Annotated in this window: 25 protein-coding genes; 19 read left to right on the top strand and 6 right to left on the bottom strand. The window is 70.6% G+C overall.

Going from position 1 to position 26,207, the window contains the following annotated elements; all coding sequences use genetic code 11:
- The first annotated feature begins 2 nt into the window (after positions 1-2).
- A complete protein-coding gene (locus LCC91_RS12255; RefSeq protein ID WP_224440947.1) occupies positions 3-419 on the top strand; it encodes an EAL domain-containing protein in 417 nt (138 codons plus the stop codon).
- Here the strand turns inward: LCC91_RS12255 and LCC91_RS12260 are convergent.
- From LCC91_RS12260 to LCC91_RS12275, 4 genes are all read right to left on the bottom strand, one after another.
- Complete coding sequence (locus LCC91_RS12260; RefSeq protein ID WP_052231692.1) at positions 338-2,341, bottom strand: diguanylate cyclase domain-containing protein; 2,004 nt, start codon at positions 2,339-2,341, stop codon at positions 338-340. The two genes, LCC91_RS12255 and LCC91_RS12260, sit on opposite strands and share 82 nt — an antisense overlap.
- A 68-nt stretch (positions 2,342-2,409) precedes the next feature.
- Positions 2,410-2,607 carry a YgaP family membrane protein gene (locus tag LCC91_RS12265; RefSeq protein ID WP_043702648.1) on the bottom strand — a complete coding sequence of 66 codons (198 nt, stop codon included), beginning with the start codon at positions 2,605-2,607 and terminating at the stop codon, positions 2,410-2,412.
- Between the two features lie 187 nt (positions 2,608-2,794).
- Positions 2,795-3,085, bottom strand: coding sequence for a YkgJ family cysteine cluster protein (locus tag LCC91_RS12270; RefSeq protein WP_082007665.1), 291 nt, complete (start codon positions 3,083-3,085; stop codon positions 2,795-2,797).
- Positions 3,082-4,647, bottom strand: coding sequence for an ATP-binding protein (locus tag LCC91_RS12275; protein WP_043702644.1), 1,566 nt, complete (start codon positions 4,645-4,647; stop codon positions 3,082-3,084). Before LCC91_RS12275 ends, LCC91_RS12270 begins: the two co-directional genes overlap by 4 nt.
- A gap of 156 nt (positions 4,648-4,803) precedes the next feature.
- Between LCC91_RS12275 and mnmG the strand changes: the two genes are divergently transcribed.
- The 6 genes from mnmG to LCC91_RS12305 all read left to right on the top strand — a co-directional run bounded on the left by mnmG (position 4,804) and on the right by LCC91_RS12305 (position 10,862).
- The gene (gene mnmG / locus LCC91_RS12280; RefSeq protein ID WP_043702640.1) at positions 4,804-6,792 is read left to right on the top strand and encodes a tRNA uridine-5-carboxymethylaminomethyl(34) synthesis enzyme MnmG; all 1,989 of its coding nucleotides are present in this window, start codon (positions 4,804-4,806) and stop codon (positions 6,790-6,792) included.
- Positions 6,789-7,484, top strand: a complete 696-nt coding sequence (gene rsmG / locus LCC91_RS12285) for a 16S rRNA (guanine(527)-N(7))-methyltransferase RsmG (protein ID WP_043702637.1) — start codon at positions 6,789-6,791, stop codon at positions 7,482-7,484. The genes mnmG and rsmG overlap by 4 nt, the downstream gene beginning before the upstream one ends.
- Positions 7,485-7,529: 45 nt before the next feature.
- Complete coding sequence (locus tag LCC91_RS12290) at positions 7,530-8,144, top strand: LysE family transporter (protein ID WP_043702669.1); 615 nt, start codon at positions 7,530-7,532, stop codon at positions 8,142-8,144.
- 33 nt (positions 8,145-8,177) lie between these two features.
- A complete protein-coding gene (locus LCC91_RS12295; RefSeq protein ID WP_043702634.1) occupies positions 8,178-8,951 on the top strand; it encodes a ParA family protein in 774 nt (257 codons plus the stop codon).
- Between the two features lie 76 nt (positions 8,952-9,027).
- On the top strand, positions 9,028-10,008 hold the full coding sequence (locus LCC91_RS12300) for a ParB/RepB/Spo0J family partition protein (protein ID WP_043702631.1): 981 nt from the start codon (positions 9,028-9,030) through the stop codon (positions 10,006-10,008).
- The gene (locus LCC91_RS12305) at positions 10,008-10,862 is read left to right on the top strand and encodes a class I SAM-dependent methyltransferase (RefSeq protein ID WP_143898502.1); all 855 of its coding nucleotides are present in this window, start codon (positions 10,008-10,010) and stop codon (positions 10,860-10,862) included. The genes LCC91_RS12300 and LCC91_RS12305 overlap by 1 nt, the downstream gene beginning before the upstream one ends.
- On the opposite strand, the gene LCC91_RS12310 is transcribed toward LCC91_RS12305, so the two are convergent.
- Positions 10,769-14,158, bottom strand: a complete 3,390-nt coding sequence (locus LCC91_RS12310; RefSeq protein WP_143898504.1) for an EAL domain-containing protein — start codon at positions 14,156-14,158, stop codon at positions 10,769-10,771. The two genes, LCC91_RS12305 and LCC91_RS12310, sit on opposite strands and share 94 nt — an antisense overlap.
- Positions 14,159-14,174: 16 nt before the next feature.
- Complete coding sequence (locus LCC91_RS12315) at positions 14,175-15,599, bottom strand: FAD-binding oxidoreductase (RefSeq protein ID WP_043702624.1); 1,425 nt, start codon at positions 15,597-15,599, stop codon at positions 14,175-14,177.
- Positions 15,600-15,785: 186 nt separating this feature from the next.
- On the opposite strand from LCC91_RS12315, the gene LCC91_RS12320 reads away from it, so the two are divergent.
- The 12 genes from LCC91_RS12320 (at position 15,786) to LCC91_RS12375 (ending at position 26,139) form a co-directional block, all read left to right on the top strand.
- Positions 15,786-16,349, top strand: a complete 564-nt coding sequence (locus tag LCC91_RS12320) for a cob(I)yrinic acid a,c-diamide adenosyltransferase (RefSeq protein WP_043702621.1) — start codon at positions 15,786-15,788, stop codon at positions 16,347-16,349.
- A 397-nt stretch (positions 16,350-16,746) separates the two neighbouring features.
- Positions 16,747-17,124 (top strand): flagellar transcriptional regulator FlhD, encoded by a 378-nt coding sequence (gene flhD / locus LCC91_RS12325; RefSeq protein WP_052231690.1) that lies wholly within the window; start codon positions 16,747-16,749, stop codon positions 17,122-17,124.
- Between the two features lie 191 nt (positions 17,125-17,315).
- Positions 17,316-17,876: a flagellar transcriptional regulator FlhC gene (flhC, locus tag LCC91_RS12330; RefSeq protein WP_058616540.1), complete on the top strand. Its 561-nt coding sequence runs from the start codon at positions 17,316-17,318 to the stop codon at positions 17,874-17,876.
- A 100-nt stretch (positions 17,877-17,976) separates the two neighbouring features.
- Positions 17,977-18,984 (top strand): phenylacetic acid degradation operon negative regulatory protein PaaX, encoded by a 1,008-nt coding sequence (gene paaX / locus LCC91_RS12335; protein WP_185974940.1) that lies wholly within the window; start codon positions 17,977-17,979, stop codon positions 18,982-18,984.
- A 167-nt stretch (positions 18,985-19,151) separates the two neighbouring features.
- Positions 19,152-19,652, top strand: a complete 501-nt coding sequence (paaI, locus tag LCC91_RS12340; protein ID WP_043698289.1) for a hydroxyphenylacetyl-CoA thioesterase PaaI — start codon at positions 19,152-19,154, stop codon at positions 19,650-19,652.
- Positions 19,653-19,689: 37 nt separating this feature from the next.
- A complete protein-coding gene (gene paaK / locus LCC91_RS12345) occupies positions 19,690-21,015 on the top strand; it encodes a phenylacetate--CoA ligase PaaK (RefSeq protein WP_043698286.1) in 1,326 nt (441 codons plus the stop codon).
- A 24-nt stretch (positions 21,016-21,039) separates the two neighbouring features.
- Positions 21,040-22,047: a 1,2-phenylacetyl-CoA epoxidase subunit PaaA gene (gene paaA, locus LCC91_RS12350; protein ID WP_043698283.1), complete on the top strand. Its 1,008-nt coding sequence runs from the start codon at positions 21,040-21,042 to the stop codon at positions 22,045-22,047.
- A 46-nt stretch (positions 22,048-22,093) separates the two neighbouring features.
- Entirely contained in the window at positions 22,094-22,429 is a 336-nt protein-coding gene (gene paaB / locus LCC91_RS12355; protein ID WP_052231326.1) for a 1,2-phenylacetyl-CoA epoxidase subunit PaaB, read from the top strand.
- Positions 22,430-22,437: 8 nt separating this feature from the next.
- A complete protein-coding gene (gene paaC / locus LCC91_RS12360) occupies positions 22,438-23,229 on the top strand; it encodes a 1,2-phenylacetyl-CoA epoxidase subunit PaaC (protein WP_224440948.1) in 792 nt (263 codons plus the stop codon).
- Positions 23,230-23,236: 7 nt separating this feature from the next.
- The gene (gene paaD, locus LCC91_RS12365; RefSeq protein ID WP_221934164.1) at positions 23,237-23,791 is read left to right on the top strand and encodes a 1,2-phenylacetyl-CoA epoxidase subunit PaaD; all 555 of its coding nucleotides are present in this window, start codon (positions 23,237-23,239) and stop codon (positions 23,789-23,791) included.
- 46 nt (positions 23,792-23,837) lie between these two features.
- Positions 23,838-24,935 (top strand): 1,2-phenylacetyl-CoA epoxidase subunit PaaE, encoded by a 1,098-nt coding sequence (gene paaE, locus LCC91_RS12370; RefSeq protein WP_043700105.1) that lies wholly within the window; start codon positions 23,838-23,840, stop codon positions 24,933-24,935.
- A gap of 55 nt (positions 24,936-24,990) precedes the next feature.
- Positions 24,991-26,139: an ABC transporter substrate-binding protein gene (locus LCC91_RS12375; protein WP_043700108.1), complete on the top strand. Its 1,149-nt coding sequence runs from the start codon at positions 24,991-24,993 to the stop codon at positions 26,137-26,139.
- The last annotated feature ends 68 nt before the right edge of the window (positions 26,140-26,207 follow it).

Raw genomic sequence — 26,207 nt, forward strand, 5'->3', positions numbered from 1 at the left:
AAATGAATTTTTCAGGGACGACCACGGAATCGCAGGCGATGGCCGACGCCGACCAGGCGCGGCGCACGCTCACCGCGCTCGCGGACCTGGGTGTTGCGGTCGCACTGGATGACTTCGGCACCGGGCACTCGTCGCTGGCGCTGCTCAAGGCGCTGCCGGTGCAGCGGCTCAAGATCGACCGCAGCTTCGTGCGCGACATCCCGCACGACAACACCGACACCGTGCTGGTGCGCGGGGCGCTGGCGCTGGCGCGCACGCTGCGGCGCGAGGTGGTCGCCGAAGGCGTGGAGACCGCGGAGCAGCTCGCCTTCCTGCGCCGCTGCCGCTGCCCGGTCTATCAGGGCTGGCTGTTCGCGCCGGCGCTGCCGGCCAACGATGTGTTCGAGCGCGTTGCCTCGTCCGGCGGCCACTCGGCGTAGCGGTTGCGGCCGCCGTGCTTGGCGGCATACATCGCCTCGTCGGCACGCTGCAGCAGCGCGTCTGGGCCCGGCGCGCCGTCCTGCGGAAAATAGGCGATGCCGATGCTCGCCGACACGCGCAGCGCACCGGCGGCGTCCTCCACCGGCGTGGACGCGGCCTGCAGCAGCCGCTGCACGGTCGGCAGCGCGTCGGCCGGGCGGATCAGATCCGGCAGCAGGAAGACGAATTCGTCCCCGCCCAGCCGTGCGGCCGTGTCGCCCTCGCGGATGAGCGCGCGGAAGCGCTGCGCCAGCGTCACCAGCAGCCGGTCGCCGGCGGCGTGGCCATACGTGTCGTTGACCGCCTTGAAGCCGTCCAGGTCCAGCATCACGACCGCGAGTACGTGGCCGTGCCGCTGCGCCTGGGCGATGGCCTGTTGCAAGCGGTCGATCAGCAGCACGCGGTTGCCCAGGCCCGTCAACGGGTCGTACAGCGCCGCGCGCTGCAGGTGTTCCTCGCCCAGGCGCCGGGCGGTGACGTCGTGGAAGATGCCGACGTAGCCCAACAGGGCACCGTCGGCGCTGCGCAAGGCGCTGATTGACATCCAGTTCGCCATCAGCGAGCCATCGCGTCGCCGGTTCCACACGTCGCCGCTCCAGAAGCCGTCGTTGCGCAGGCTGTGCCACATCGCGGCGAAGAACGCCCGGTCGTGCCGGCCGGAGGCGAGCAGCGCCGGCGTGCGGCCGAGCACCTCGTCGGTCGCGTAGCCGGTGAGGCGGCAGAACGCCTCGTTGACGCGCACGATGCGCCCCTCCGGATCGGTGACGACGATCGCGTCCTGCGTGTGGCGAAACACCTGTTCCGCGAGCGCCTGCGTCTCCTGCTCGTGGCGCTGCTGCGACACGTCCAGCCAGACGCCGACCAGCCGCGCGGCATGGCCGGCGGCGTCGCGCTCGCTGATCTGGCCGCGCAGCAGCACCCAGACCCAGTGGCCGTCGCGGTGGCGCAGCCGCACCTCGCACGACAGCAGCTCGGCGTTGCCCGCCAGGTGAGCGGCCCAGGCGTGCTCGAACCGGGTGCGATCCTGCGGGTGCAGCAGCGCCAGCCACGCGGGGGTATCCAGCCGCGGCAGCGTGGCCGCGTTGTGGCCCAGGCTTTGCAGCGCCGCCGCGTTGAGCTGGAGCTCGTCGCGGCGCAGGTCCCACTCCCACGTGCCGGTGGCCCCGCCGCGCAACGCCATCGCCAGCGTCGAGAGGCGCTGCAGCTGGTGGTGGGCCTGTTGCAGGGCGGCGTGCTGCGCGCGCTCGGCGGCTTCGGCCTGCTCGGCGGCATGGGTCAGCCGCCGCTGGCGCCACAGCAGCGCCCCCAGCAGCGCCGCGGTGATCGCCGTCAGCGTCAGCAGCGCCCCACCGAGCAGCAGGCGTCGGCGGTGGGTGGCCTCCAGTTGCGCGCGCTGCACGGCCAGCGCCTGCGCCATGTTTTCGTGCGCGCGCCACGTTTCGTGCGCCGTCGTCGACGGGCCGCTCAGGTCCTGGATGATGGACAGCTGCCGTGTCAGCCCGTCGACCGTGTACGGGGTCGAGTGGACCGCGACCAGGTGGACCGACCCATCGGCCAGCCGGTGCGGAAAGATGAAAAACGCACGCTCTTCGAGCGCGGCGCGCTGGCGCTCCGCCTGCACCCGCTCGACATCCAGCACGTTGATATCCTGGATGCGCATTTGCCGCAGCAGCGGCACGGACCAGCCGTAAAAGCGCGCGGCCGCGGCGTTGGCATCCAGAATGTGGCCGCTGTCGGGGTCGATCCAGAGCATCGGCGCCGCGTGGCGCTCGAACAGCGCCTGCGCCGACAACGACGCGGTCGACGCCGGCAGATCCACGGGCTGGGCGACGGCGGAGCCGACCAAGGCGCCCAGCAGCACAGCGCGGAGCAGCCAGCGCATCAGATGCGCCTACGCTTTGTACCGTTGCATTCCCAAACCGGGCGCGTCATGCCCGCCCGGCGGGCGGCTCACTCGCCGGTGCGCGTCTTGCAGGTGTTGATGCCGAAGATCGCGTACGGCGGACACCAGCCGATCAGCCCGGTGGCCAGCGGCACGACGCCGATCCAGCCCCACACGCCCACCGCGCCGGTGGCAGCGGCGATGATCAGGGCCAGGCCAATCACGATGCGCAGGATGCGGTCGATGCCGCCGACGTTGCGGGTCATGGTGCTACTCCTTGGGTGTGTTATCCGCGAGTGAACGAGTAAAGACGCGTTGAAGATACCTCCGACTGTATCCTGTTCCGTTGACCTGCAGCAAGGGGGGTGCAGAGAGCAGGGGCTGCGGCTTTTCGATGACGCGCCGATACCACGGTAGTGAGGGAGTGGTTTGCGATGTGTTCTCGTGACGGTTTCACGTGGAACATCGCGCGGGGTCTTCGGACCGGGGGTGGGTGGCGTGCTCCAGCGCGGTCAGCCACGCCAGCGCCTGTGCCGGGTGGTCGCCGCACATTTCCGAGCTCGGTGACAGCGAGCGGCACACCGCCGGCCGTTCCGGTCGACCGAACAGCCGGCAGCGCCGGTCGTCGTCCAGGTGCGGGCAAGGTACACCCGCCGGTTTGCCGTGCGGCAGGCCCGGCATCGGGCTGCTGATCGACGGGGCGATGCAACAGGCGCCGCACCCGGGCCGGCAGGACAGGGTCATGCGTGGCGACCGTCGGCCAGGGGCTCGACGTCCCAGCCGACGATATTGCGCAATTCCGCGCTGAACTCGATGCCGAGCAGGTAGATGGGGCGGCCGTCCGCGCGGTACTTGTCGGCGTAGCCGCGGGCCTTCAGTTGCGCGATGGCTTCGCCCGTGGGGGTGGTCCCCTCGACACGCTTGAACTCGATGACGACGATGGCGTTGTCGAGCTTGAGCGTGAGGTCGATTCGGCCCTGGTTGGTGACGTCCTCGGGCGTCAGGTCCAGGCCGAGACTCGCGATGTGCGAGTAGAAGACACTCGCCCAGTAGCCCTCGTACTGCGTGATGGGGTTGTTGCGGTACCAATCGACGGGGATGGAGGCGTAGAGGCTCTCGAAGTGGGTCTTGAGGCCCTCGAAGTCCATCGCCATGAGCAAGTCGAACAGCCGGCTGGTACGCAGCCCCAGCTCGATGGTCTCCGGCGCGATGGCCGCCAGCAGCGATTCGTTGAGCGCGGCTTCCACCTCCAGGTTCGGGTAGCCGAGCCGATACTCCGTGCGTGCCCCGGTGCGGCGGTGACCCTGAATCGTCAGATAACCCGTCTGCCACAGAATCGCCTCGGTCGCGATGTGTTCGACGTCAAAGGCGTTGAGCAACTGCTCGCTGGCAATGAGCGCGTCGAGCTGCGGCGTGAACGTGTGGCGTTTGGCGAGCAGCTCAATCAGAAATGTCGGCGTTCCCGTCTCGAACCACCAGGCGCGAAAGAGCCGTTCCTGAAAGAGCAGCAGCACATCGAACGGGTTGTAGACGCGCTCGCCCAGCCACCCATAGCCGTTGTACCAGCGCCGAATCTCCTCGCGGTCGAGTCCTTCGAGTTCCGGGGCGAAGACGGTGTCGATGTCCGCGTCCGTGTAGCCGCAGATGGCCGAGTACTCGGGGCTGAGCGTGATGTCGCGCAGGTTGTTCAGCCCCGAGAAGATGGAGACCTTGCTGAACTTGGAGACACCGGTTAAGAACACGAAGCGCAGGTGCGCGTCCTGGTCCTTGAGGACGGAGTAGAGGTTCCGCAGGCCCTCGCGCATCGCAGCGGCCACCGCCTTGTCGCCGAGGTTGTCCAGAATCGGCTTGTCGTACTCGTCGACGAGCACCACGGCGCGCTGGCCATGCCGCACCACCGCGGCTTGGATGAGCGCGCGAAAGCGCAGGTGACTATCGGCGGCATCGGCGAGCATCACGCCCAGGCGCTGGGCATTGCCTTCGAGTTCGGCGGCGATGTGGGCTTCGAGCGCCTCGCGAGTTTCCAACCGTCCAGCGGCGAAGCTGATGCGGATAACGGGGTAGCGCACCGACCAGTCCCAGTGGTGTTCGGCGTAGAGCCCCTCGAAGAGCGCTCGGTTGCCCGCGAACAGCTCCGCGAGCGTATCCAGAAACAGGCTTTTGCCAAAGCGGCGGGGGCGCGAGAGGAAGTAGTGCGTGCCCTGCTCGACGAGCCGAATGGCATACGGCGTCTTGTCGACGTAGTAACAGCCTTCTTCGCGGATTTTGCGGAAGGTCTGGATGCCGATGGGGAGCTTGCGGCGCATGCGGACATTGTGGCAGAAGGCCCGTGATGGCGGGGTAACCGCCGCGCCGGGTGCACGGGTGCGGCGAACGTGGGACAATTCGCGCCTCTCGTTTTGTCATGGGCGGGGCCGGGCCGGTGTGGGGTCGCGGCCCGTCGTCGTTGGAGCGCCGTATCCATGTGGTATCCCGAGGCTTTCGATGTCATCGTCGTCGGTGGCGGGCACGCCGGCACCGAAGCGGCGCTTGCCGCCGCGCGCATGGGCTGCCGCACCTTGCTGCTGACCCACAACATCGAGACGCTGGGACAGATGAGCTGCAACCCCAGCATTGGCGGCATCGGCAAGGGGCATCTGGTCAAGGAGGTGGACGCGCTGGGCGGCGCGATGGCGCTGGCCACCGACGAGGCCGGGATTCAGTTCCGCATCCTCAACGCCAGCAAGGGGCCGGCCGTGCGGGCGACGCGCGCCCAGGCCGACCGCAAGCTGTACAAGGCGGCCATCCGCCGCCGCCTGGAAAACCAGCCGAACCTGTGGCTGTTCCAGCAGGCGGTGGACGACCTGATCGTCGAGGGTGACCGGGTCGTGGGGGCCGTGACGCAGATCGGGGTGCGGTTCCGCGCGCGCGCCGTGGTGTTGACGGCGGGAACGTTTCTGGATGGCAAGATCCACGTGGGCCTCGAGCACTACAGCGCCGGGCGCGCGGGGGATCCGCCGGCGATTCGCCTCTCGGCGCGGCTGAAGGAGCTGCAGCTCCCGCAGGGGCGGCTCAAGACCGGGACGCCGCCGCGACTCGACGGGCGCACCATCGACTGGTCGCGCTGCACGGTGCAGCCGGGCGACGGGATGCCGGGGTCGGAAACCGAGGGGCAGGCGGTGCCGGTGTTCAGCTTTCTGGGGCGTCCCGAGATGCACCCGCCCCAGGTGCCGTGCTGGGTGACGCACACCAACGCGCGCACGCACGAGATCATCCGCAGCGGCTTTGATCGCAGCCCGATGTTCACCGGCAAGATCGAGGGGGTTGGCCCGCGCTACTGCCCGAGCGTCGAGGACAAGATCAACCGCTTTGCCGACAAGGACAGCCATCAGATCTTCCTCGAGCCAGAGGGGCTGGACACGCACGAGGTGTACCCGAACGGTATCTCCACGAGCCTGCCGTTCGACATCCAGTACGCGCTGGTGCGCTCCATCGCGGGGCTGGAAAACGCCCACATCCTGCGCCCCGGCTACGCGATCGAGTACGACTATTTCGACCCGCGCGCGTTGCGCTCGACGTTCGAGACCAAGTCCATCCGGGGCCTGTTTTTTGCCGGGCAGATCAACGGCACGACGGGGTACGAGGAGGCGGCGGCGCAGGGGCTGTACGCCGGGATCAACGCCGCGCTGCAGGTGCAGGAGCGCGACCCCTGGGTGCCGGGGCGCGACGAGGCTTACCTGGGTGTGCTGGTAGACGACTTGATCACCAAGGGCGTGACCGAGCCGTACCGGATGTTCACGAGCCGCGCGGAGTACCGGCTGCAGCTGCGCGAGGACAACGCCGACATGCGGCTGACCGAGGTCGGCCGCCGCCTCGGGCTGGTGGACGACGCGCGTTGGGAGGCCTTCTGCCGCAAGCGCGACGCTGTTTCACGTGAAACCGAGCGGCTCAAGTCCACGTGGGTCAACCCGCGCATCGTCTCGGCGGCGGAAGCGGAGCGCGTGCTGGGCAAGGGCATCGAGCACGAGTACAACCTGTTCGACCTGTTGCGCCGGCCAGGGGTGGGGTACGAGGCGCTGATGTCGCTGGAGGGGGGGCGTTTTGCCAGCCCCGAGGTTTCACGTGAAACGCTGGCCGATCTGTACGCGCCGGTGGTCGAGCAGGTCGAGATCGGTGCCAAATACGCCGGCTATATCGAGCGTCAGCGCGACGAGGTGCAGCGCGCGGCCGCGTACGAGCACCTGAAGCTGCCGCCGGAGCTGGACTACCTGCAGGTGGCCGGCCTGAGCATCGAGGTGCGGCAAAAGCTGCAAAAACACCGCCCCGAAACGCTGGGACAGGCGGCGCGCATTTCCGGGGTCACGCCGGCGGCGATTTCGCTGCTGTTGATCCACCTGAAGCGCGGGCGCTTCAAGGGGTTCGCGGACAGCGCCGGCGTGGACGAGGCCGCGGGTGCGGCGCGCGCCGCATGACGCCGCCGTCGCTGGAAGGGCTGCTGCGCGACGGGCTCGCGGCGCTGGGCCTCGCGCTGCCGGACGATGCGGTGCGCCGGCTGCTGGCGTACCTGGAGGCGCTGGCGCGCTGGAACCGCGTGTACAACCTGACCGCGGTGCGCGCGCCGGCGGAGATGCTGACACAGCACTTGCTCGACAGCCTGGCGGTGGTGGCACCCCTGCGGCGCCAGCTGGGGTGGTCGGATGATGCGCCGTCCGGGGTGGTGGCCGCTCCGTCAATGGCGCGCGTGCTCGATGTCGGCTCGGGCGGGGGGCTGCCGGGCGTGGTGCTGGCGATCGCCTGCCCGGCATGCGCGGTCACCTGCGTCGATACGGTGGCGAAGAAAGCGGCGTTCATCACCCAGGTCGCCGCGACGCTCGGGCTGCCGAATCTTCGGGGCGTGCACGCGCGCGTCGAGACGTTGGCGCAGCCTTTCGACGTCGTGGTGTCGCGCGCGTTTGCGTCGCTCGCCGATTTCGTGGCGCTGTCGCGCGGCTGTCTGGCCCCGGGCGGGGTCTGGATGGCGATGAAGGGGCGGGTGCCGCACGACGAGATCGCCGCGTTGCCCCGCGATGTGGAGGTGTTTCACGTGGAACCCCTGTCCGTGCCCGGGCTGGACGCCGAGCGCTGTCTGGTCTGGATGCGGCCCGCGGCGGTGGATTCCCCGTAAACTCCACCCCTGCCGCTGCGTTTCCTCAACCGCTGGAGTTCGATGATGTTCGGCGTCGCCGATTACGGGGCTTTTGTCGTTGCCGTGCTCGTTTTTCTGGCCATTCCCGGACCGGGCAACCTCGCCCTCGTGACGTCGACGGGCAAGGGCGGGCTGCGCGGCGGGCTCGCGGCAACGCTCGGCGTCATCGCCGGGGACCAGGTGTTGATGTGGCTCGCGGTGGCCGGCGTGGCGGCGCTGCTGCTGGCGTATCCGGCGGCGTTCGCGGCCGTGCAGTGGCTGGGTGCTGCGTATCTGGCGTGGCTGGGCGTGCGCCTGCTGCGGATCCGGCCGGGCGATGCGCCGGTGCTGCAGATGCGCGCCGGGCACTATTTCCGCCAGAGCCTGACGATCACGTTGCTCAATCCGAAGGCGATCGTGTTCTACATGGCGTTCTTCCCGCTCTTCGTCGACCCGGCGCGCCATCAGGGCCTGTTGACGTTCGGCGTCATGGCGGCGACGATCGCCGTGCTGACCCTGGGGTATGGGCTGACGGTCGTGTGGCTGACGCACCGGCTGGCCGAGCGCATGCGCGCCCGTCCCGCCGTCGCCGCCTGGCTCAACCGGGGCGCGGGGGCGCTGTTGCTGGGCTTTGGCGTCAAGCTCGCCCTGTCGCGGTGACGGGCGGGCCGAGGCGGAAGAAAGGCGGACGCAATGGCGGCGCGTGTTTTCTGTGTGGCGAACCAGAAGGGGGGGGTCGGCAAGACGACCACCGCGGTCAACCTTGCGGCGGGTCTGGCGCAGGTGGGCCAGCGCGTGCTGCTGGTGGACCTGGACCCGCAGGGCAACGCGACGATGGGTTCCGGCGTGGACAAGCGTACGCTCCCCGCATCGGTGTACGAAGTGCTGCTCGGCACGGCGGCCGTGCGCGACGCGGTGCAGCGCAGCGCCGCGGCCGGGTACGACGTGCTCGGCGCCAACCGTGAACTGGCCGGCGCCGAGGTCGAGCTGGTGTCGCTGGAGCGCCGCGAGCACCGGCTGCGCGATGCCCTGCGCGCGGTCGCGGCCGATTACGACTTCGTCTTGATCGACTGTCCGCCGTCGCTGAGCCTGCTCACGCTCAACGGCCTGTGCGCGGCGCACGGTGTGATCGTGCCGATGCAGTGCGAGTACTTCGCGCTGGAAGGGTTGTCCGACCTGGTCAACAGCATCAAGCAGGTGCACGCCAACCTCAACCGAGAGCTGCGTCTGATCGGGCTGCTGCGCGTGATGTTCGACCCGCGCATGACGCTGCAGCAGCAGGTGAGTGACCAGCTCAAGGCGCACTTCGGCGACAAGGTGTTCGACACCGTCATCCCGCGCAACGTCCGGCTGGCGGAGGCGCCGAGCTACGGACTGCCGGGCGTGGTATTTGACCCCGGCTCGCGCGGGGCCAAGGCGTTCGTCGAGTTCGCGCGCGAGATGGTGGCGCGCGTCGACACCCTGTGAAGCGCGAGGCGCGCGTGGGGCGATCCCAGCCGGCTCGCGGGACGAAAAAACAAAAGCGGTTTGCAGGACGAGATCGATGGTGAGCAAAAAACCCAAAGGCCTCGGGCGCGGGCTCGAGGTGTTGCTGGGCCCCGCCGTGGACGCGGCGCCCGCGGACGACGCACCGCGCAGCCTGCCGCTGGCGGACCTGGTGCCCGGGGCGTACCAACCGCGCACGCGCATGGACGAGGGCGCGCTGTACGAGCTGGCCGAGAGCATCCGCGCCCAGGGCGTGATGCAGCCGGTGCTGGTGCGGCGCCTGGCGGACGACGTGGGGGCGCAGCGGCTGGCGGCGTGGCACGCCAGCCCGGCGGGGCAGCCGTTTGCGCCCGCCGCGCCGCGGGGGGCGCGGCCGGTGTACGAAATCATCGCCGGGGAGCGGCGCTTCCGCGCGGCGCGGCTGGCGGGACTCGACGAGGTGCCGGTGCTGGTGCGCGAGGTACCGGACGAGGTCGCCGCCGCGATGGCGCTGATCGAGAATATCCAGCGCGAGGATCTGAACCCGCTGGAGGAGGCGCAGGGCCTGCAGCGCCTGATCAAGGAGTTCGGCCTGACGCACGAGCAGGCGGCGCAGGCCGTGGGGCGCTCGCGCAGCGCGGCGACCAACCTGCTGCGCCTGCTGCAACTGGCCGAGCCGGTGCAGACGATGCTGATGGCGGGCGACCTGGACATGGGGCATGCGCGCGCGCTGCTGAGCCTGGATCGGGCGACCCAGATCACCGCGGCGCACCAGATCGCGGCCAAGGGCCTGTCGGTGCGCGAGGCCGAGTCGCTGGTCAAGCGCCTGACGGCCGAGTTCGCCCTGACGCCGCCGCGCCCCAAGGCCGAGAAGTCGCGCGACGTCCGCCGGGTGGAGGAGGAGCTCGCCGAGCTGCTGGCCGCCGAGGTCGAGGTGCGCGTGAAAAAACGCGTCAAGCGCGGTGGCCGCGTGTGGGAACAGGGGGAGCTGGCGATCGCCTTTGGCTCGCTGGATGAGCTCAACGGGCTGATCGACCGGCTGCGCGCGCTGCACGGCTGATGCGCGATCGCGCCCGCTCCCGCGCCCGCCCCGCGTCCGCGGCGGTGGACCGCTGGCCGCTGCCGGCGCTCGCGCTGTGGGTCGTGGCCTGGGCGGGGTTCGTCGCGCTGCGCGTCGGCCTGCAGCGGCCGGTGGCCGAGGCGTTTGGCATCCCGGCGCTGCTCGCGCTGGTGTGGGCGCTGCGCCGCGGCACCACGCCGATGCGGCGCATGGTGATGGCGTTGGGGTTTCCGCTGTCGTGGGTGCTCGCCGCCGGGATGGTGCCGCTGCCGCCGGCGTGGGTGTGGGCGGTGCTGCTGGCGCTGGCGCTGGCGATGTACCCGTGGCGCACGTGGCGCGACGCGCCGCTGTACCCGACGCCGCCCGGCGCGCTCGATGGCCTGCGCGAGGCGGTGTGGCTGCCGCCCGTGGCGCGCGTGCTCGACGCCGGCTGCGGTGCCGGTGATGGGTTGCGGGCGCTGGAACGGGCGTATCCGGATGCGCGGCTCGACGGCGTCGAGCGTTCGTGGCCCTTCGCGTGGCTGGCGCGGCTGCGCGCGCCGGTGGGCGCGCGCGTGTGGCGGGGGGACATGTGGACGCTGGATTGGTCGGGCTACGACCTCGTGTACCTGTTCCAGCGGCCCGAGACGATGCCGCGCGCGGCAGAAAAGGCCGCGCGCGAGCTGCGCCCCGGGGCCTGGCTGGTGAGCCTGGAGTTCGACGTGCCCGGCTGGACCCCGACGGTGTGCTGGCACTGTCCGGACGGCCGGCCGGTGTGGGCCTACCGTGCGCCGTTGGCGGCGCCCCCCGGGCACTCATCGGCCAGCCAGCGCGCCAGCACCGCCGCCGCCGGTTCGGGCAGGCCGTGCAGGTAGCCCTGCTGCAGCACATGGGGCCAGCGCGCGAAGTACGCCGCGTGCTCGGGCGTTTCCACCCCCTCGGCCACGACGCGCAGCCGCAGCCGCTCCGCCACCGCGATGATCGCCTCCACCAGCGCGGCGGAGCCCGCGTCGCGGGGGGCGTCCTGCACGAAGCTGCGGTCGATCTTGATTTCGTGGATGGGCAGCCGCCGCAGGTACGACAGCGACGAATAGCCGGTTCCGAAATCGTCGATCGAGAACCGAACCCCCTCGCTGGTGAGCGCGCGCATGCGTTCCACGACCGCGTCGACGTCGTCGACGACGACGCCTTCGGTCACCTCGAGCACGAGGTCGGCCGGTTCGGCGCCGTGCCGGCGCAGGGCGGTGAGCACCTCGTCGACGAAATGCGGGCGGTGGAACTGCCGGGGGCTGACGTTGACCGCGATGGGCAGCCGGCAGCCCGCGCGCGCCAGCCGGCCCAGCTCGGCGCAGGTGGCCTCGAGCACCCAAGCCCCGAGCGGTGCGATGAGGTCGCAGTCCTCCGCCACCGGGACGAATGCGGCCGGCGGCACGAGCCCCTGCGTCGGGTGTTGCCAGCGCACCAGCGCCTCGGCCGCGCGCCAGCGTCCGGTCGCATCGGTCTGGGGTTGCAGGTACAGGCGCAGCTCCTGTGCCCCCAGCGCGCGCCGCAGCGCCTGTTCGATGGCAAAGCGCTGCGCCACGGTCGCACCCATCGCCTCGTCGAAAAAGACGCTCTGCCGGCCCCCCATTTCCTTGGCGCGCCGCAGCGCCGTGTCGGCACGCCGCAAGACGTTGAGCGGGCTCTCGTCCGCGCCGTGCGGCAGCACGGCGATGCCGATGCTGACGGTGATGTTGACGCGCCGGTCACTGCCGTCGCCGGCGTCGAACGGCGCAGCCAACGCAGCGTGGATCGCTTCCGCGAGCCGCTGCGCCTCCTGCGAGGCGCTGAGCACGTCGCCCGTCGAGGCCTGGGTCAACAGCGCAAACTCGTCGCCGCCCAGCCGCGCCAGCAGCGCCACGGGGGGCAGGTCTTGCTGCAGACGCTGCGCCAACTGGCGCAGCAGCGCGTCGCCGCTGGCGTGGCCCAGCGCTTCGTTGAAGGTCTTGAAGCGGTCGATGTTGAGCAGCAGCAGCGCACGATGCCGCCGGTGCAGCCGGTCGCCCTGCAGGGCGTTGGCGATCACTTGCAGCGTGCGCGCCCGGTTCGGCAGCCCCGTGAGCGGATCGAACCAGGCCAGCTGGTACGCCTTGGCCTCGGCGTCGCGCTGGGCGGAGATGTCGAGCTGCACCGAGACGTAGTGCGTGATCTGCCCGTGCGGGTCGAGCACCGGGGCGATCGTGACCGCCTGCAGGTACTCGCTGCCGTCCGGGCGGCGGTTGATCACCTCGCCGCTCCACGGGCGGCCGTCGCGCAGGAGCCGCCACGCCTGCCGCCACGTCGACGCCGGCACGCGCCCCGATGACAGCATGCGGGGATTGCGTCCCTGAACCTGCGCCAGGCGGTAGCCGCTGATGCGCTCGAACGCCGGGTTGACATATTCGATGTGGCCCTCGGCGTCCGTGATGACGACGGCGGCCGGGCTTTGTTCGATGGCCTGGGTCAGGCGGCGGATCTGGGCCTCGGCCTCGCGCCGGGCCGTGAGGTCGCGCGTGACGCCCTGCAGGCGCACGGGCTGGCCCTGCGCGTCGAGCACGAGCGAGGACACGGTTTCGCTGACCACCGCTCGGCCGTCCGCGTGCTGCAGCACGAGCTCGGTGGTCTCGGTCATCGCCGACGCCTCGCCACGCGCCAGCTCGGCGAGGCGCTCGGGCAAGCGCTGGCGCACGTGGGCGCGGGCGGCGGGGGTCAGCACGTCGTCGAACGGCCGGCCCACCAGCGCCTGCGGCGGCAGCCCGAGCAGCCGCTGCACCGACGGGCTGACGTATTCGAAGCGGTCGTGCGCGAGGTCGTAGAGCCACACCACGTCCGCGCCGTGCTCGGCGAGCAGGCGGTAGCGTGCCTCGCTGTCGGCCAGGCGCGCGTAGACCGCCTGCAGCTCCGCGGCGCGGGCCCGGCTCTGGATCAGGCGCGCGCGCTGGTCGAAGAGCAGGGCGCCGACGATCATCGCGAACAGCGCCAGCAGCGCCGCGAGCAGGCTCGCGCCGGCGCCGAGCAGGGCCTGGTCGAGCACGTGCGCGCGTGGCAGCATCACGAGCAGCCACCAGTCGGTCCCCGCCACCGGCTGGCCCACGGCCCACACCGGGGTCGACAGCCGGTCTTCACCGGCGATCGCGACGCCGGCCGGCGCTTCGCCGCGCAGCAGGCGCGCGGCGGGGTGCCGGGGGTGATCCGCGGGCAGGCTGGGGTCGCGCCCCTGCGCCGTCGGGCCGTCGAGAAACCACACCTGCTCGCCCTCGCGCCGGGCCAACATCACCGATTCGGGGTACGGTGCGGCCGGATCGCTGGCCTGCAGCGCGGCCAGGCGCTCCGGTGCGGCGATGAACAGCGCCACCGCGCCCGTCTCGGCGGTGTCGGTCAGCGCGGCGGCGTAGAGCCACTGCCAGCCGTGGCCGTCGTGCCAGACGCGGGTTGCCACTGGTACGCCGGCCAGTGCCGCCTCGACCGCCGCCCGCACGTTGGGAGAGGCGGTGGTCGCGTCGCCGCCGTCGGCCCAGATTGCGCGCCCCTGCGCATCCAGCACGCCGGCGTTGCGGTAGCGGCCCGAGCGCAGCACCAGCGTCAGGCGGTGGCGCAGCGTGGCTTCGGTGTCGGTCGACGGCGTCTGGCGCCACGCGGTCCAGCCGTCACGCAGCGGCCGCGTCTGCGTAAACAGCCGCAGGTCGTCGAGCCGTTCGCGGTGCCAGTCGGCCAGTTGTTCGGCCTTGGCGCGGGCGGAGACCTGCAGCTGCCGTTCCACCGCGCGCTGTGCCAGCTCGTACCGCTGGGCCTGCGTCAGGGCCGTCAGGCCGACGATGGTCACGGCCAGCAGCGCCAGGGCCCAGCGGGGCACGATGCGCGGCGCCGACCCCGCGGGGGGCGGCGGCAGTGTGTCGGCCTCGCCCCCATCGCCGCCATCGGCCCAGCGGTACAGCAGCCCGTACAGCAGGACCGCCGTGACGCCGACGAACAACCAGCCCTTGACGGTGCCGATGCGCTCGCGCAGCGGACCCGCCGGCAGCGCCCAGGCGAGCAGCGCGTCCGAGACGGTGATCCACAGCGCCGCGACCGTCGCGTACAGCATCACGAGCAGCAGCGCCCGCCGGTGGCGGCGGGCGGCGCCAGCGGAGGGGTGGGGCTCGGAAGTCGCCATCGCGCCGCGCCGCCGGTCAGCCCAACAGCACCTTGCCCGGATTGAGGATGTCGTGCGGGTCGAGCGCCGCCTTGATCGCGCGCATCAGCGCAAGCGCCCCGTCGCCGACCTCGGCGCGCAAGAAGCCCATCTTGTGCAGCCCCACGCCGTGCTCACCGGTGCAGGTGCCGCCGCTGGCCAGCGCCCGCGCGACCAGCGCGTGGTTGAGCCGCTCGGCGGTGGCGCGTTCGGTGTCGTCGTTCGGGTCGATCAAATAGCCCATGTGGAAGTTGCCGTCGCCGACGTGCCCGACGAGGAAGTACGGGATGCCGGCGGCGTCCGCTTCCGCCACCGCGGCGAGCACGTTGTCGGCCAGCTGGCTGATCGGCACGCAGGCGTCGGTCGTGATGACGCGGCAGCCGGGGCGGCTCTGCACGCCGGCAAAGTACGCGTTGTGGCGCGCCGTCCACAGGCGCGTGCGCTCTTCCGGGGTCGTGGCCCATTCGAAGGCGCGGCCGCCGTGCTCGTCGGCGATGGCCTGCACCGCTTCGGCCTGTTCCTGCACGCTGGCGGGCGAGCCGTGGAACTCCATCAACAGCATCGGCTCCTCGCGCAACGTGAGCTTGCTGTGCGCGTTGACCGCGCGCACCGTGCGCGCGTCCAGCAGCTCGCAGCGCGCGATCGGGCTGCCCATCTGGATGATGGCGATCGTCGTGCGTACCGCCGCGCCGACGTCCGGGAAGGAGCAGATCGCGGCCGAGACCGCCTCCGGCAGCGGGTACAGCCGCACGGTGATTTCGGTAAAGACGCCCAGCGTCCCCTCGCTGCCGACGAACAGGCGCGTCAGGTCATAGCCGGCGCTGCTCTTGCGCGCGCGGGTGCCGGTGCGGATCACCTCGCCGCTGGCGGTGACGACCTCCAGCGCCAGGACGTTGTCGCGCATCGTGCCGTAGCGCACGGCGTTGGTGCCGCTGGCGCGCGTGGCGGCCATGCCGCCGATCGTGGCGTCCGCCCCCGGGTCGATCGGGAAAAACAAGCCCAGATGGCGGATCGCCTCGTTGAGCTGCTTGCGCGTCACGCCCGGCTGCACGGTGGCGGTCAGATCCTCCGGCTGGATGGCCAGCACCTGGTTCATGCGGCTGACATCCAGGCTGATGCCTCCCTGCACGGCGAGCAGGTGGCCCTCCAGCGACGAGCCGACGCCGAATGGGATCACCGGCACGCGCCATTGCGCCGCGATGCGCACCGCGTCGGCGACGTCGGCGGTGGACTCCGCATAGACCACCGCCGCCGGGGGCGGGATGTGCGTGTAGGCCGATTCATCGCGGCCGTGCTGCTCGCGCACGGCCAGCGCGGTGGTGCAGCGCGCGCCAAAGCGCGCCTGCAGCGCCTCCAACGCCGCCGGGGGCAGGGGGCGTTCGCGCACGGCGGGCAGCGCCGGGGTGGGCGGGGGGGCGTTCATGGGGTCTCCTCGGTCGGTGGGCGCGCACTCACGCGGGGGGTGCCGATATTGATCCGGCACGAAGATGAGTCACCTTTCCCGCAGCGTTCTGTGCTTGCGAGGAAAGCCGGGGACTCAAGACAAAACCGCGCCAGCGCAATAATGCCGGGATTATCGGCTTGGACCTCCCGTCGAAGGACAGATTCCATGGGCAACCGACTCACGCAAATCGCCACCCGCACCGGGGACGGCGGCACCACGGGGCTGGGCAACAACCAGCGCGTCAGCAAAAACAGCCTGCGCGTGCACGCGATGGGGGACGTGGACGAACTCAACTCCCACATCGGGCTGTTGCTGTGCGAACCGATGCCGGACGACGTGCGCGATGTGCTGGTCGAGATCCAGCACCAGCTCTTCAACCTGGGGGGGGAGCTGAGCATTCCGGGTTACGAGCTGCTCAAACCCGACGCGGTGCTGGCGCTGGACGAGGCGCTGGCGCACTACAACGCGCGGCTGCCGCGCTTGCAGGAATTCATCCTGCCGGCGGGTACGCGCGCCGCGGCGCTGGCGCACGTGTGCCGCACGGTTGCGCGGCGCGCCGAGCGCAGCGTGGTGGCGCTGGGCAACGAGGAAGCGATCCACGACGCCCCGCGCCAGTACCTGAACCGCCTGAGCGACCTGCTGTTCGTGCTGGCGCGCGTGCTCAACCGGATGGATGGCGGCGACGACGTGTACTGGAGGAGCGAGCGACTGCAGCGGGGCGAGGCATGAAGCCGCCGCCACCGCCCGCATGGCCTCATCCGCCAGTGCCGCGCGCACTTACGGCCTGACGATGCCGGTTGTATTTCCGGTGAAGCATGGCCGAAACGGCATTACATGCGCGGGCGACAGCGTGGTGGGGCGCGCGCGGCAGGGGTGATCCTGTCCCTTCTGTGTCGGTCGTGATGGGGCGCGCGGATCTTGGTGTATCCACCTGGTTATCGCCAGGTGTCGTGTCAGCCTTTTTCCGACAAACCCCTGCTGGGGTGCCGACAGGCCGAACAGACACCTTCCGATTCAAGTCGAGCAGGGCGGTTTTCACAATCCTTTTCAACGAACCGACGTTTGGCGGGCTGTGCTAAACCCCAGTGGCCCCAGGCGTCGGAGACCGTCGAGAAGGAGTGAAGCCATGACCGCCACCGCCACCCTGAGCACGACGCCCGCCCTGACCGATGCCGAGCGCGAGCAGCTGCTCGCCGACATCCGCGAGGCCAACCTCACCTACCTGATGCTGGCGCAGCGGCTCATCCGCGCCGACAAGGCCGAGGCCACCTTCCGGCTGGGCCTGAGCGAAGCGTCGGTCGATCTGCTCGCGGCGCTGTCGCCCGCGCAGCTCATCAAGCTGGCGAGCCAGAACACGCTGCTGTGCCGCTTCCAGGCCGACGACGAGATGGTGTTTGCGCTGCTCACCAGCCGCCACGCCCCGCAGCGCTCGGTGGGCGAGACCGCGCAGCGCCTGCACGCCAACATCCTGATGGCAAGCCGCCTGGCCGAAGCCGCGGCCTGAGTCCCCGCGCACATCACCGAAGCCCGAGGGGGTGTGGACGCAAGCCCCAGCCGATCCGGCGTGATGTGTCGCTGAGGTGGCCCGGTCAACCCCCCTCGTGTTCCACGCCCGCGGTTTGCCGCGCCCCGCCTCTGTGCCGGACATCCCAGCCAAAAGCGCTTTCACCGCTCCCCTTCGCCCCGGAGACCGCCATGACCACCGCCACTGCATCCAAAGCGCCCAAGCGCATCGTCCACGAGGCCCGCGACATCGAGCGCGCAATCGAACTCATCGGGCTGGGCGCGCGGCTGCAGGTGCTCGAGAGCGAAACCCATCTCTCCTACGAGAAGCTGCTGCGCCTGTACAAGGAGGTCACGGGCCGCTCGCCCAGCAAGGGGCAGCTGCCGTTTTCCACGGACTACTTCCTGCAGTGGCAGCCCAACATCCACGCCTCGCTCTTCGAGAACATCCGCCAGTCGCTCGTCAAGACCGTGGCGCTGGACGACATCGACGCGATCATGAAGGCGTATCGCCTCTACGCCGAGCAGATGCGCGTGTGCGGCATCGAGCCGCTGCTGAGCTTCACGCGCGCGTGGCGGCTGGCGCGCTTCATGGATGCGGGCATGCTCGTGCGCACGCGCTGCACGCACTGCGGTGGCCACTTCGTGGCCGACCCCTACATCAACGCGCGCCACTACGTCTGCGGCCTGTGCAAGCCGCCGGCGCGCGCGGGCAAGGGCAAGGCGGAAGGCGCGCTGCGCGCTGACGCGTGATGCCCCGCGGCGCTGCGGCGACCCGGCGCTGGATGCCGGCTTGTACGGACGACCACCCCGGCCCCGCCGCCACGTTGCCCACTGGCGCTACCATCGCGCCATGGTCACCGCCGATGCCACCGCCGCGCCCCGTTCCGCGGACGACGCGCCCGATGCGCTGCAGGCGCGCATCGACGCGTTCGCGCGGCAGGACCGCGTGCACGCGGGGTCGCTGATCATCACCCTGTTTGGCGACGCGGTCCTGCCGCGCGGCGGACGGGTGTGGCTGGGCAGCGTGATCCAGTTGCTCGAGCCGCTGGGCGTCAACGAGCGGCTGGTGCGCACCGCGGTGTACCGGCTGGTGCAGGACGGGTGGCTGACCACCGAGGCGCGCGGCCGGCGCACCGACTACCTCCTCACCGCCGCCGGCCGCGCGCGCGCCGAGGAGGCGGCGCGCCAGATCTATGCGCCGCGCGCACCGCGCTGGGACCTGCATTGGCGGTTGCTGCTGACCACCGGGGCGCTGGCGGCGCGGGAGCGCGAGCGCCTGCGCCGTTCGCTGTACTGGCAGGGCTACGGGGAGTTGCCGGGCGGGGTGTTCGTGCACCCGAGCGCTGATCTGGACGCGACGCTGGAGGCGCTACAGGCGGACGGGCTGGGCGAGCGGCGGCGCGACCTGCTGCCGCTGCGGGCACAGCGGTTGCCGTTGCGGGGCACCGCGCCGGACCGGGATCTCGTGCACCAGGCGTGGAACCTGGACGCGCTGGCGCAGGCGTACACCGCCTTCGTTGCCCGCTACGCGCCCATCGCCGCGCAGGTGCACACGCGCGGTGCGCCGGCCCCTGCGCCGGCGTTCCTCGCGCGGACCCTGCTGATTCACGACTGGCGCCGCCTGCTGCTGCGCGATCCACAGTTGCCGCAGGAGCTGCTGCCGCGCGGCTGGCCCGGGGAGCAGGCGCGCGACGTCTGCCGGCGGCTTTACCGCGCGCTGCTCGAGCCCGCCGAGCGCCACCTGGACGAGCGCCTGTGCCTCGCGGACGGGCACGTGCCCGGGGCGGTCGGCTGGCTGTGGCAGCGTTTCGAGCCGCTCGACGACGAGTGCTCGCTCGGCACGCCGCACCTCGCCTGACCCAGCGGGGCGGCATCGCCCCTCCTTTCCCCCAACTGGTGCCTCCCTGACCCGCCGTTAGTCGGGTCGGCGGGCTGTGCCTTGGCGCTTCGGGTAAACCCCAATGCACGCCGCGGCGGTTTGCGTGATACTGAAACGCACTAGTAACGCAGTATTTTTGTATCACGATGAACCACGACGCCGCTCCCGCCCCGACCGATCCTCAGGCGCTGGCCGAGGCGGTCGCCGCCGCGATGTGGGCGCGCGACCACGCGACGCAGGCGCTGGGCATGCGGCTGGAGGCAATCGCGCCCGGGCGGGCCGTGCTGTCGATGCCGGTGCGGCGCGACATGGTCAACGGCCACGCGATCTGCCACGGCGGGCTGATCTTCACGCTGGCCGACAGCGCGTTCGCGTACGCCTGTAACAGCTACAACCACAACACGGTGGCGTCGGCGTGTCACATCGACTTTCTGGCCCCGGCGCGGGAGGGCGACGTGCTGGAGGCCGAGGCCGTCGAGCGCTCGCTGGCCGGCCGCACCGGCGTGTACGACATCACGGTGCGGGTGCGCGGCGGGCGCACCGTCGCGTTGTTTCGCGGCAAGAGCTATCGGCTGGGCGGCGAGGTGATCGCCGGTTTGGCGCATGCCGCCGAGGCTGCCCAGGCGGCGGACCGACCGCGCCCCTGACGCCGCTTCATACCCACAGAGCCCCGAGGAGACCCCGATGCCCGTCAAAGCCCCTCGCCCCGGCGACCTGGAGCCGATCGAGACCGCCAGCCGTGACGAAATCGCGGCGCTGCAGCTCGAGCGCCTGCGCTGGACGCTGCGCCACGCCTACGACAACGTCCCGCACTACCGCGCCAAGTTCGACGCCGCGGGCGTGCACCCGGACGACCTCAAGACGCTGGCCGATCTGGCGAAATTCCCCTTCACGACCAAGGCGGACCTGCGCGACAACTATCCCTTCGGGCTGTTCGCCGTGCCGCGCGAGCGCGTGGTGCGCGTGCACGCCTCGTCGGGCACGACGGGCAAGCCCACCGTGGTCGGCTACACGCAGCGCGACATCGACACGTGGGCGAACCTGGTAGCGCGTTCGATCCGCGCCGCCGGCGGGCGCCCGGGTGACATCGTCCACGTGGCCTACGGCTACGGGCTGTTCACCGGCGGCTTGGGCGCGCACTACGGGGCGGAGCGCCTTGGCTGCACGGTGATCCCGATGTCGGGTGGCCAGACCGAACGACAGGTGCAGCTGATCCAGGACTTCAAGCCCGACATCATCATGGTCACGCCGTCGTACGCGCTGGTGCTCGCCGAAGCGTTCGAGCAGCAGGGCATCGGGCCCGACCAGATTTCGCTCAAGGTCGGCATCTTCGGTGCCGAACCGTGGGGCGAAGGCATGCGCGCCGAGATCGAGCGCAAGCTGGGGATCGACGCGATCGACATCTACGGGCTGTCGGAGGTCATGGGGCCCGGTGTGGCCAACGAGTGCATCGAAACCAAGGACGGGCCGGTGATCTGGGAGGACCACTTCTACCCCGAGATCATCGACCCGGACACCGGCGAGGTGCTGCCCGACGGCGAAGAGGGCGAGCTCGTCTTCACGTCGCTGACCAAGGAAGCGATGCCGGTGATCCGTTACCGCACCCGCGACCGCACGCGGCTGCTGCCGCCCACCGCCCGGTCGTTTCGCCGCATGGGCAAGATCGCCGGCCGCACGGACGACATGATCATCCTGCGCGGGGTCAATGTCTTCCCGACCCAGGTGGAGGAGCAAATCCTGCGCGACCCGAAGCTGTCGGGCAACTACCTGCTGGTGCTGACGCGCGACGGCCACCTGGACCAGCTCGAGGTGCGCTGCGAGCTGCAGCGGTCGCTCTCGGGCCGCCTGACCGACGCCGAGCGCGCCACCATCGCGCACGAGCTGCAACACCGCATCAAGACCTTCATCGGCGTGAGCACGCGCGTCACGGTGCTCGACGCCGATGCGCTGCCGCGCACACAGACCGGCAAGGCCAAGCGCGTGCAGGACGAACGCCCGCGCACCGTTTGACGCCCCGTCCTCCAGGAGACCGCCATGTACACCCAAGCCCTGAGCATTCCCGACCCCGGCGCCAAGGTGCAGCCGATCCAGCCGGACGAGCCGGCCGACAAGTTCGAAGCCTTTCAGGCGCGCATCGACGCCGATGGCCGCATCGAGCCGCAGGACTGGATGCCCGAGGCCTACCGCAAGACGCTGATCCGCCAGATCAGCCAGCACGCGCACAGCGAGGTGGTGGGCATGCTGCCGGAAGGCAACTGGGTCACGCGCGCGCCCAGCCTCAAGCGCAAGGCGATCCTGCTGGCCAAGATCCAAGACGAAGGGGGCCACGGGCTGTACCTGTACTCGGCGGCCGAGACCCTGGGCGTCACCCGCGCGGAGCTGATCGAACAGTTGCTCACCGGGCGGGCCAAGTACAGCTCGATCTTCAATTACCCGACGCTCAACTGGGCGGACGTGGGCGTGATCGGCTGGCTGGTCGACGGCGCCGCGATCATGAACCAGATTCCGCTGTGCCGCTGCAGCTACGGGCCGTACGCGCGCGCGATGATCCGCATCTGCAAGGAGGAGAGCTTCCACCAGCGCCAGGGTTACGAGCTGCTGCTGACGATGATGCGCGGCACGCAGGCGCAGCGCGACATGGTGCAGGACGCCGTCAACCGCTGGTGGTGGAAGTGCCTGGCGATGTTCGGCCCGCCCGACAGCGCCAGCGTGCACAGCGAGCAGAGCATGCGCTGGGGCATCAAGCGCATCAGCAACGACGAGCTGCGGCAAAAGTTCGTCGACGCCACCGTGCCGCAGGCCGAGGTGCTGGGCGTCACGCTGCCCGACCCCAAGCTGAAGTGGAACCCCGAGCGCGGCCACTACGACTTCGGCGAGATCGATTGGGACGAGTTCTGGCAGACCGTCAACGGCAACGGCCCGTGCAACAAGGAGCGCCTGGGCACCCGCATCAAGGCGCACCGCGACGGCGCCTGGGTGCGCGAGGCGGCCCTGGCCCACGCGGCCAAGCGCCGCGCGCGCGCGCACAAGGCCGCCGCCTGAACGCCCCCGCCCCCAGACCGTGGACCGAACGAGGAGAGAAGCCCCCATGGAGACCCAACCCACCGCGGGCGCGGATGCGCCCGCCAAGACCCCCCCGGCGCTGAAGGACTGGCCGCTGTGGGAAGTGTTCGTGCGCAGCAAGCAGGGCCTGGAGCACAAGCACTGCGGCAGCCTGCACGCGGCCGACGCCGAGCATGCGCTGCAGATGGCGCGCGACATCTACACCCGCCGTCAGGAAGGCGTGAGCATCTGGGTCGTGCCGTCGGCGGCGATCGTGGCCAGCCGCCCCAGCGACAAGGGCGAGTTTTTCGACCCGTCGGCGGACAAGATCTATCGCCACCCGACCTTCTATGACATCCCGGACGAAGTGGGGCACATGTGATGGACGCCGTGGCCACCGAGACCGTGCTGGTCGACTACCTGCTGCACCTGGGTGACAACGCCCTCGTCCTGGCGCAGCGCAACAGCCAGTGGTGCGGGGTTGGTCCCGTGCTGGAGGAGGATCTGGCGCTGACCAACCAGACGCTGGACCTGGTGGGCCAGGCGCGGCTGCTGTACCAGGAGGTCGCGCGGCTGCAGGGCGGCGACGTCACGGAAGACACGCTGGCGTACTTCCGCGACGCGCCGGACTTTCGCAACTACGTGTTGCTCGAGCTGCCGGCGAGCCTGCCGCGCGTGGGCTACGCCCAGGGCGACATGGACTGGGGCGTGACGCTGGCGCGCAACTTCCTCTACAGCGCGCTGATGGTGCCGCTGTGGGACGCGCTGCAGGCGTCGCGCCACGAACCGCTGGCCGCGATCGCCGCCAAGTCGCTGAAGGAGGCGCGCTACCACCTGCGCCACGCCAGCGACTGGGTGGTGCGCCTGGGCGACGGCACCGACGAGTCGCACGCGCGCATGCAGGCGGCGTTCGACCACCTGATGCCCTACACGCAGGAGTTCTGGACGCCCAGCGACTTCGAGACCGCGGCAGTGGCCGCCGGCATCGGTGTCGACGTGGCGGGCCTGCGCCCCGTCTGGCGCGCCACGGTCGAGGCGACGCTGCAGGAAGCGACGCTGCGCGTCAGCAGCGACCAGGGCTATGTCCCGCAGGGCAAGCACGGCCTGCACTCCGAGCACCTCGGCTACCTGCTCGCCGAGATGCAGTGCGTGGCGCGCGCCCACCCGGGCGCGGTCTGGTGAGGCGGCGATGACGACGGACGCCCTGCATCGGCGGAGTGCGGTCGGCGACGCGGAGCTGGCGCGCGTGCGCGCCGCGCTCGATGCGCTGACCGACCCGGAGATCCCGGTCGTGACGCTGGCCGAGATGGGCATCCTGCGCGCGGTGCGCGTCGCGGCGGACGACCCGACGCTGGTCGAGGTCGTCATCACCCCCACCTACAGCGGCTGTCCGGCGATGGCGCAGATCGCCGACGACGTGCAAGCGACGCTGGCGCGGCTCGGCGTGGCCGCTCGCGTGACCACGCAGCTGGCGCCCGCGTGGACGACCGACTGGATGAGCGACGCCGCGCGCGAGAAGCTGCGCGCCTACGGCATCGCGCCGCCCGGGCGCTGCCACGACGACGGCCCCGCGCCGGGCGAGCGCGTGCTGCGCTTCGTGCAGCGCGCGCCGCAACCAGTGGCCTGCCCGCACTGTGGTTCCACCCACACCCGGGAGGTGTCGCACTTTGGCTCCACCGCGTGCAAGGCGCTGTACCAGTGCCTGGACTGCCGCGAGCCGTTCGACCACTTCAAGCCCCATTGACCCCCCCCAACCAGCCCCCAACCCCGAACCCCCACCCGAGGGTGCCATGAGCGTTCCGCACTTTCATCCCCTGACCGTCAAACGCGTCAGCCCCGAAGCCGCCGGGTCGGTGGCCGTCACCTTCGACATTCCGCCCGCGCTGCGCGAGACGTTTCGCTTCGAGCCGGGGCAGTACCTGACGCTGCGCACCCGCCTCGACGGGCAGGAGCTGCGCCGCAACTACTCGATCTGCTGCCCGCGTTCCCGGCTGGCCGAGCGCGGCGAGCTGGAGATCGGGATTCGCCCGGTGCCGGGCGGGCGCTTCTCCAACTGGGCGGCGCAGGCGCTGCGCCCCGGGGACGTCCTCGACGTGATGCCGCCCGAGGGGCGCTTCACCGTGCAGCGCCCGCGCGCGCTGCACCGCGTGGGCTTTGCGGCCGGCTCGGGCATCACGCCGATCCTGTCGATCGCCGCGAGCACGCTGGAGGAGCAGCCCCACGCCAAGTTCACGCTCGTGTACGGCAACCGGCGCACGGCCACCATCATGTTCAACGAGGCGCTGCAGGACCTCAAGGACCGCTACCCGGACCGCTTCACGATGATCCACGTCCTGTCGCGGCAGGCGCAGGAGGTCGACCTCCTGCAGGGCCGGCTGGACGAGGCCAAGGTGCGCGCGATCATGGACGCGCTGCTGCCGCCGGCCAGCATGGACGAAGTGTTCATCTGCGGGCCGGAAGCGATGATCCAGGCCACCGAGCGCGCGCTGCTCGCCGCCGGTGTGCCGCCGCAGCGCATCCGCACCGAGCGCTTCACGACCGGCGCGGCGCAGGCCGCGCGTGTGCAGGCCGCGGTGGACGCCGCCGGGGAACGCCGCGTGGCCGGGGCGGCGGCGCACGCCATCGTCGTGCTCGACGGCAAGCAGCACGACGTGCCGATCGGCGCGGGCGAGGCGGTGCTGGACGCGGCGCTGGAGGCTGGGCTGGACCTGCCCTACTCCTGCAAAGGGGGGGTGTGCAGCACGTGCCGCGCCAAAGTGCTGGAAGGACGCGTTACGATGGAGAAAAATTTCGGCCTGACCGACGACGAGGTGGCCCGCGGCTTCGTGCTCACCTGCCAGGCGCACGCGGTGACGCCCCGTCTGGTGCTGAGCTTCGATGAGCGTTGAGTTTTTCCGACCGGCTCGCCGGCTTTTTTCCCGACCCCTTCAGAGGAGACACCCGATGACCCTGCGCAAAACCCTTTTGGCCGCCCTTGCCGCCGTCGGCCTGTCCGTCCCGGCGTGGGCCGACATCAATGTCGGCGTCACCGTCTCGGCCACCGGTCCGGCCGCGTCGCTGGGCATTCCGGAGAAGAACACCTTCACGCTGATGCCCAAGACCATCGGCGGCGAGAAGGTCAACTACATCGTGCTCGACGATGCGAGCGACACGACGGCGGCCGTGACCAACACGCGCAAGCTCATCAGCGAGCACAAGGTCGACGTCGTCATCGGCTCCACCATCACGCCGAACTCGCTGGCGATGATCGACGTCGTCGCCGAAGCGCAGGTGCCGATGATCTCGATGGCGGCGTCGGCCCGCATCGTCGAGCCGGTCGACGCCAAGAAGCGCTGGGTCTTCAAGACCCCGCAGAACGACATCCAGATGGCGCTGGCGATCGCGAGCCACATGGCCGACAACGGCGTGCGCACGGTGGGCTTCATCGGCTTTGCCGATGCATATGGTGAGGGCTGGTACCAGGAGTTCGTCAAGGCCGCGGGGCTGAAAAAGCTGCAGATCGTGGCCAACGAGCGCTACAACCGCGCCGACACGTCGGTGACCGGTCAGGTGCTCAAGATCGTCTCGGCGCGGCCGGATGCGGTGCTGATCGCCGGCTCCGGTACGCCGGCGGCGCTGCCGCAAAAGACGCTGAAGGAGCGCGGTTACGCCGGCAAGATCTACCAGACGCACGGCGTGGCCAACAACGACTTCCTGCGCGTGTGCGGCAAGGATTGCGAAGGCACCTTCCTGCCCGCCGGACCGGTACTGGTGGCCGATCAGTTGCCCAATGACCACCCGGTGAAGAAGTCGGCGCTGGCCTATGTGCAGGCGTACGAGGGCGCCTATGGCAAGGGGTCGGTCAGCACCTTCGGGGGCCATGCGTGGGATGCCGGGTTGCTGCTGGCCGCCGCCGCGCCGGAGGCGCTCAAGAAGGCCAAGCCCGGCACGCCGGCGTTCCGGGCCGCGCTGCGTGATGCGCTGGAAAACGTCAAAAACGTCGCCGGGGCGCACGGCATCTTCAACATGTCGCCCACCGACCACCTGGGTCTGGACCAGCGCGCGCGCGTGATGGTCAAGATCGAAAACGGCACCTGGAAGTACCAGCCCTGATGCCCTGAGCCGCCCGTGTGCGCGGCCCTCGGGCCGCGCGCGCGGGGCCCCCGCAACCCGCCGGCGGC

Origin of the sequence: Tepidimonas taiwanensis, from assembly GCF_020162115.1 — a bacterium.
In the GTDB taxonomy this organism is placed as follows: Bacteria; Pseudomonadota; Gammaproteobacteria; order Burkholderiales; family Burkholderiaceae_C; genus Tepidimonas; species Tepidimonas taiwanensis.

Bases quoted from the DNA above. Each gene is read 5' to 3' on its own strand.
- LCC91_RS12255 (WP_224440947.1), top strand. From the start codon at position 3: ATGAATTTTTCAGGGACGACCACGGAATCGCAGGCGATGGCCGACGCC.
- LCC91_RS12260 (WP_052231692.1), bottom strand. From the start codon at position 2,341: ATGCGCTGGCTGCTCCGCGCTGTGCTGCTGGGCGCCTTGGTCGGCTCC.
- LCC91_RS12265 (WP_043702648.1), bottom strand. From the start codon at position 2,607: ATGACCCGCAACGTCGGCGGCATCGACCGCATCCTGCGCATCGTGATT.
- LCC91_RS12270 (WP_082007665.1), bottom strand. From the start codon at position 3,085: ATGACCCTGTCCTGCCGGCCCGGGTGCGGCGCCTGTTGCATCGCCCCG.
- LCC91_RS12275 (WP_043702644.1), bottom strand. From the start codon at position 4,647: ATGCGCCGCAAGCTCCCCATCGGCATCCAGACCTTCCGCAAAATCCGC.
- mnmG (WP_043702640.1), top strand. From the start codon at position 4,804: ATGTGGTATCCCGAGGCTTTCGATGTCATCGTCGTCGGTGGCGGGCAC.
- rsmG (WP_043702637.1), top strand. From the start codon at position 6,789: ATGACGCCGCCGTCGCTGGAAGGGCTGCTGCGCGACGGGCTCGCGGCG.
- LCC91_RS12290 (WP_043702669.1), top strand. From the start codon at position 7,530: ATGTTCGGCGTCGCCGATTACGGGGCTTTTGTCGTTGCCGTGCTCGTT.
- LCC91_RS12295 (WP_043702634.1), top strand. From the start codon at position 8,178: ATGGCGGCGCGTGTTTTCTGTGTGGCGAACCAGAAGGGGGGGGTCGGC.
- LCC91_RS12300 (WP_043702631.1), top strand. From the start codon at position 9,028: ATGGTGAGCAAAAAACCCAAAGGCCTCGGGCGCGGGCTCGAGGTGTTG.
- LCC91_RS12305 (WP_143898502.1), top strand. From the start codon at position 10,008: ATGCGCGATCGCGCCCGCTCCCGCGCCCGCCCCGCGTCCGCGGCGGTG.
- LCC91_RS12310 (WP_143898504.1), bottom strand. From the start codon at position 14,158: ATGGCGACTTCCGAGCCCCACCCCTCCGCTGGCGCCGCCCGCCGCCAC.
- LCC91_RS12315 (WP_043702624.1), bottom strand. From the start codon at position 15,599: ATGAACGCCCCCCCGCCCACCCCGGCGCTGCCCGCCGTGCGCGAACGC.
- LCC91_RS12320 (WP_043702621.1), top strand. From the start codon at position 15,786: ATGGGCAACCGACTCACGCAAATCGCCACCCGCACCGGGGACGGCGGC.
- flhD (WP_052231690.1), top strand. From the start codon at position 16,747: ATGACCGCCACCGCCACCCTGAGCACGACGCCCGCCCTGACCGATGCC.
- flhC (WP_058616540.1), top strand. From the start codon at position 17,316: ATGACCACCGCCACTGCATCCAAAGCGCCCAAGCGCATCGTCCACGAG.
- paaX (WP_185974940.1), top strand. From the start codon at position 17,977: ATGGTCACCGCCGATGCCACCGCCGCGCCCCGTTCCGCGGACGACGCG.
- paaI (WP_043698289.1), top strand. From the start codon at position 19,152: ATGAACCACGACGCCGCTCCCGCCCCGACCGATCCTCAGGCGCTGGCC.
- paaK (WP_043698286.1), top strand. From the start codon at position 19,690: ATGCCCGTCAAAGCCCCTCGCCCCGGCGACCTGGAGCCGATCGAGACC.
- paaA (WP_043698283.1), top strand. From the start codon at position 21,040: ATGTACACCCAAGCCCTGAGCATTCCCGACCCCGGCGCCAAGGTGCAG.
- paaB (WP_052231326.1), top strand. From the start codon at position 22,094: ATGGAGACCCAACCCACCGCGGGCGCGGATGCGCCCGCCAAGACCCCC.
- paaD (WP_221934164.1), top strand. From the start codon at position 23,237: ATGACGACGGACGCCCTGCATCGGCGGAGTGCGGTCGGCGACGCGGAG.
- paaE (WP_043700105.1), top strand. From the start codon at position 23,838: ATGAGCGTTCCGCACTTTCATCCCCTGACCGTCAAACGCGTCAGCCCC.
- LCC91_RS12375 (WP_043700108.1), top strand. From the start codon at position 24,991: ATGACCCTGCGCAAAACCCTTTTGGCCGCCCTTGCCGCCGTCGGCCTG.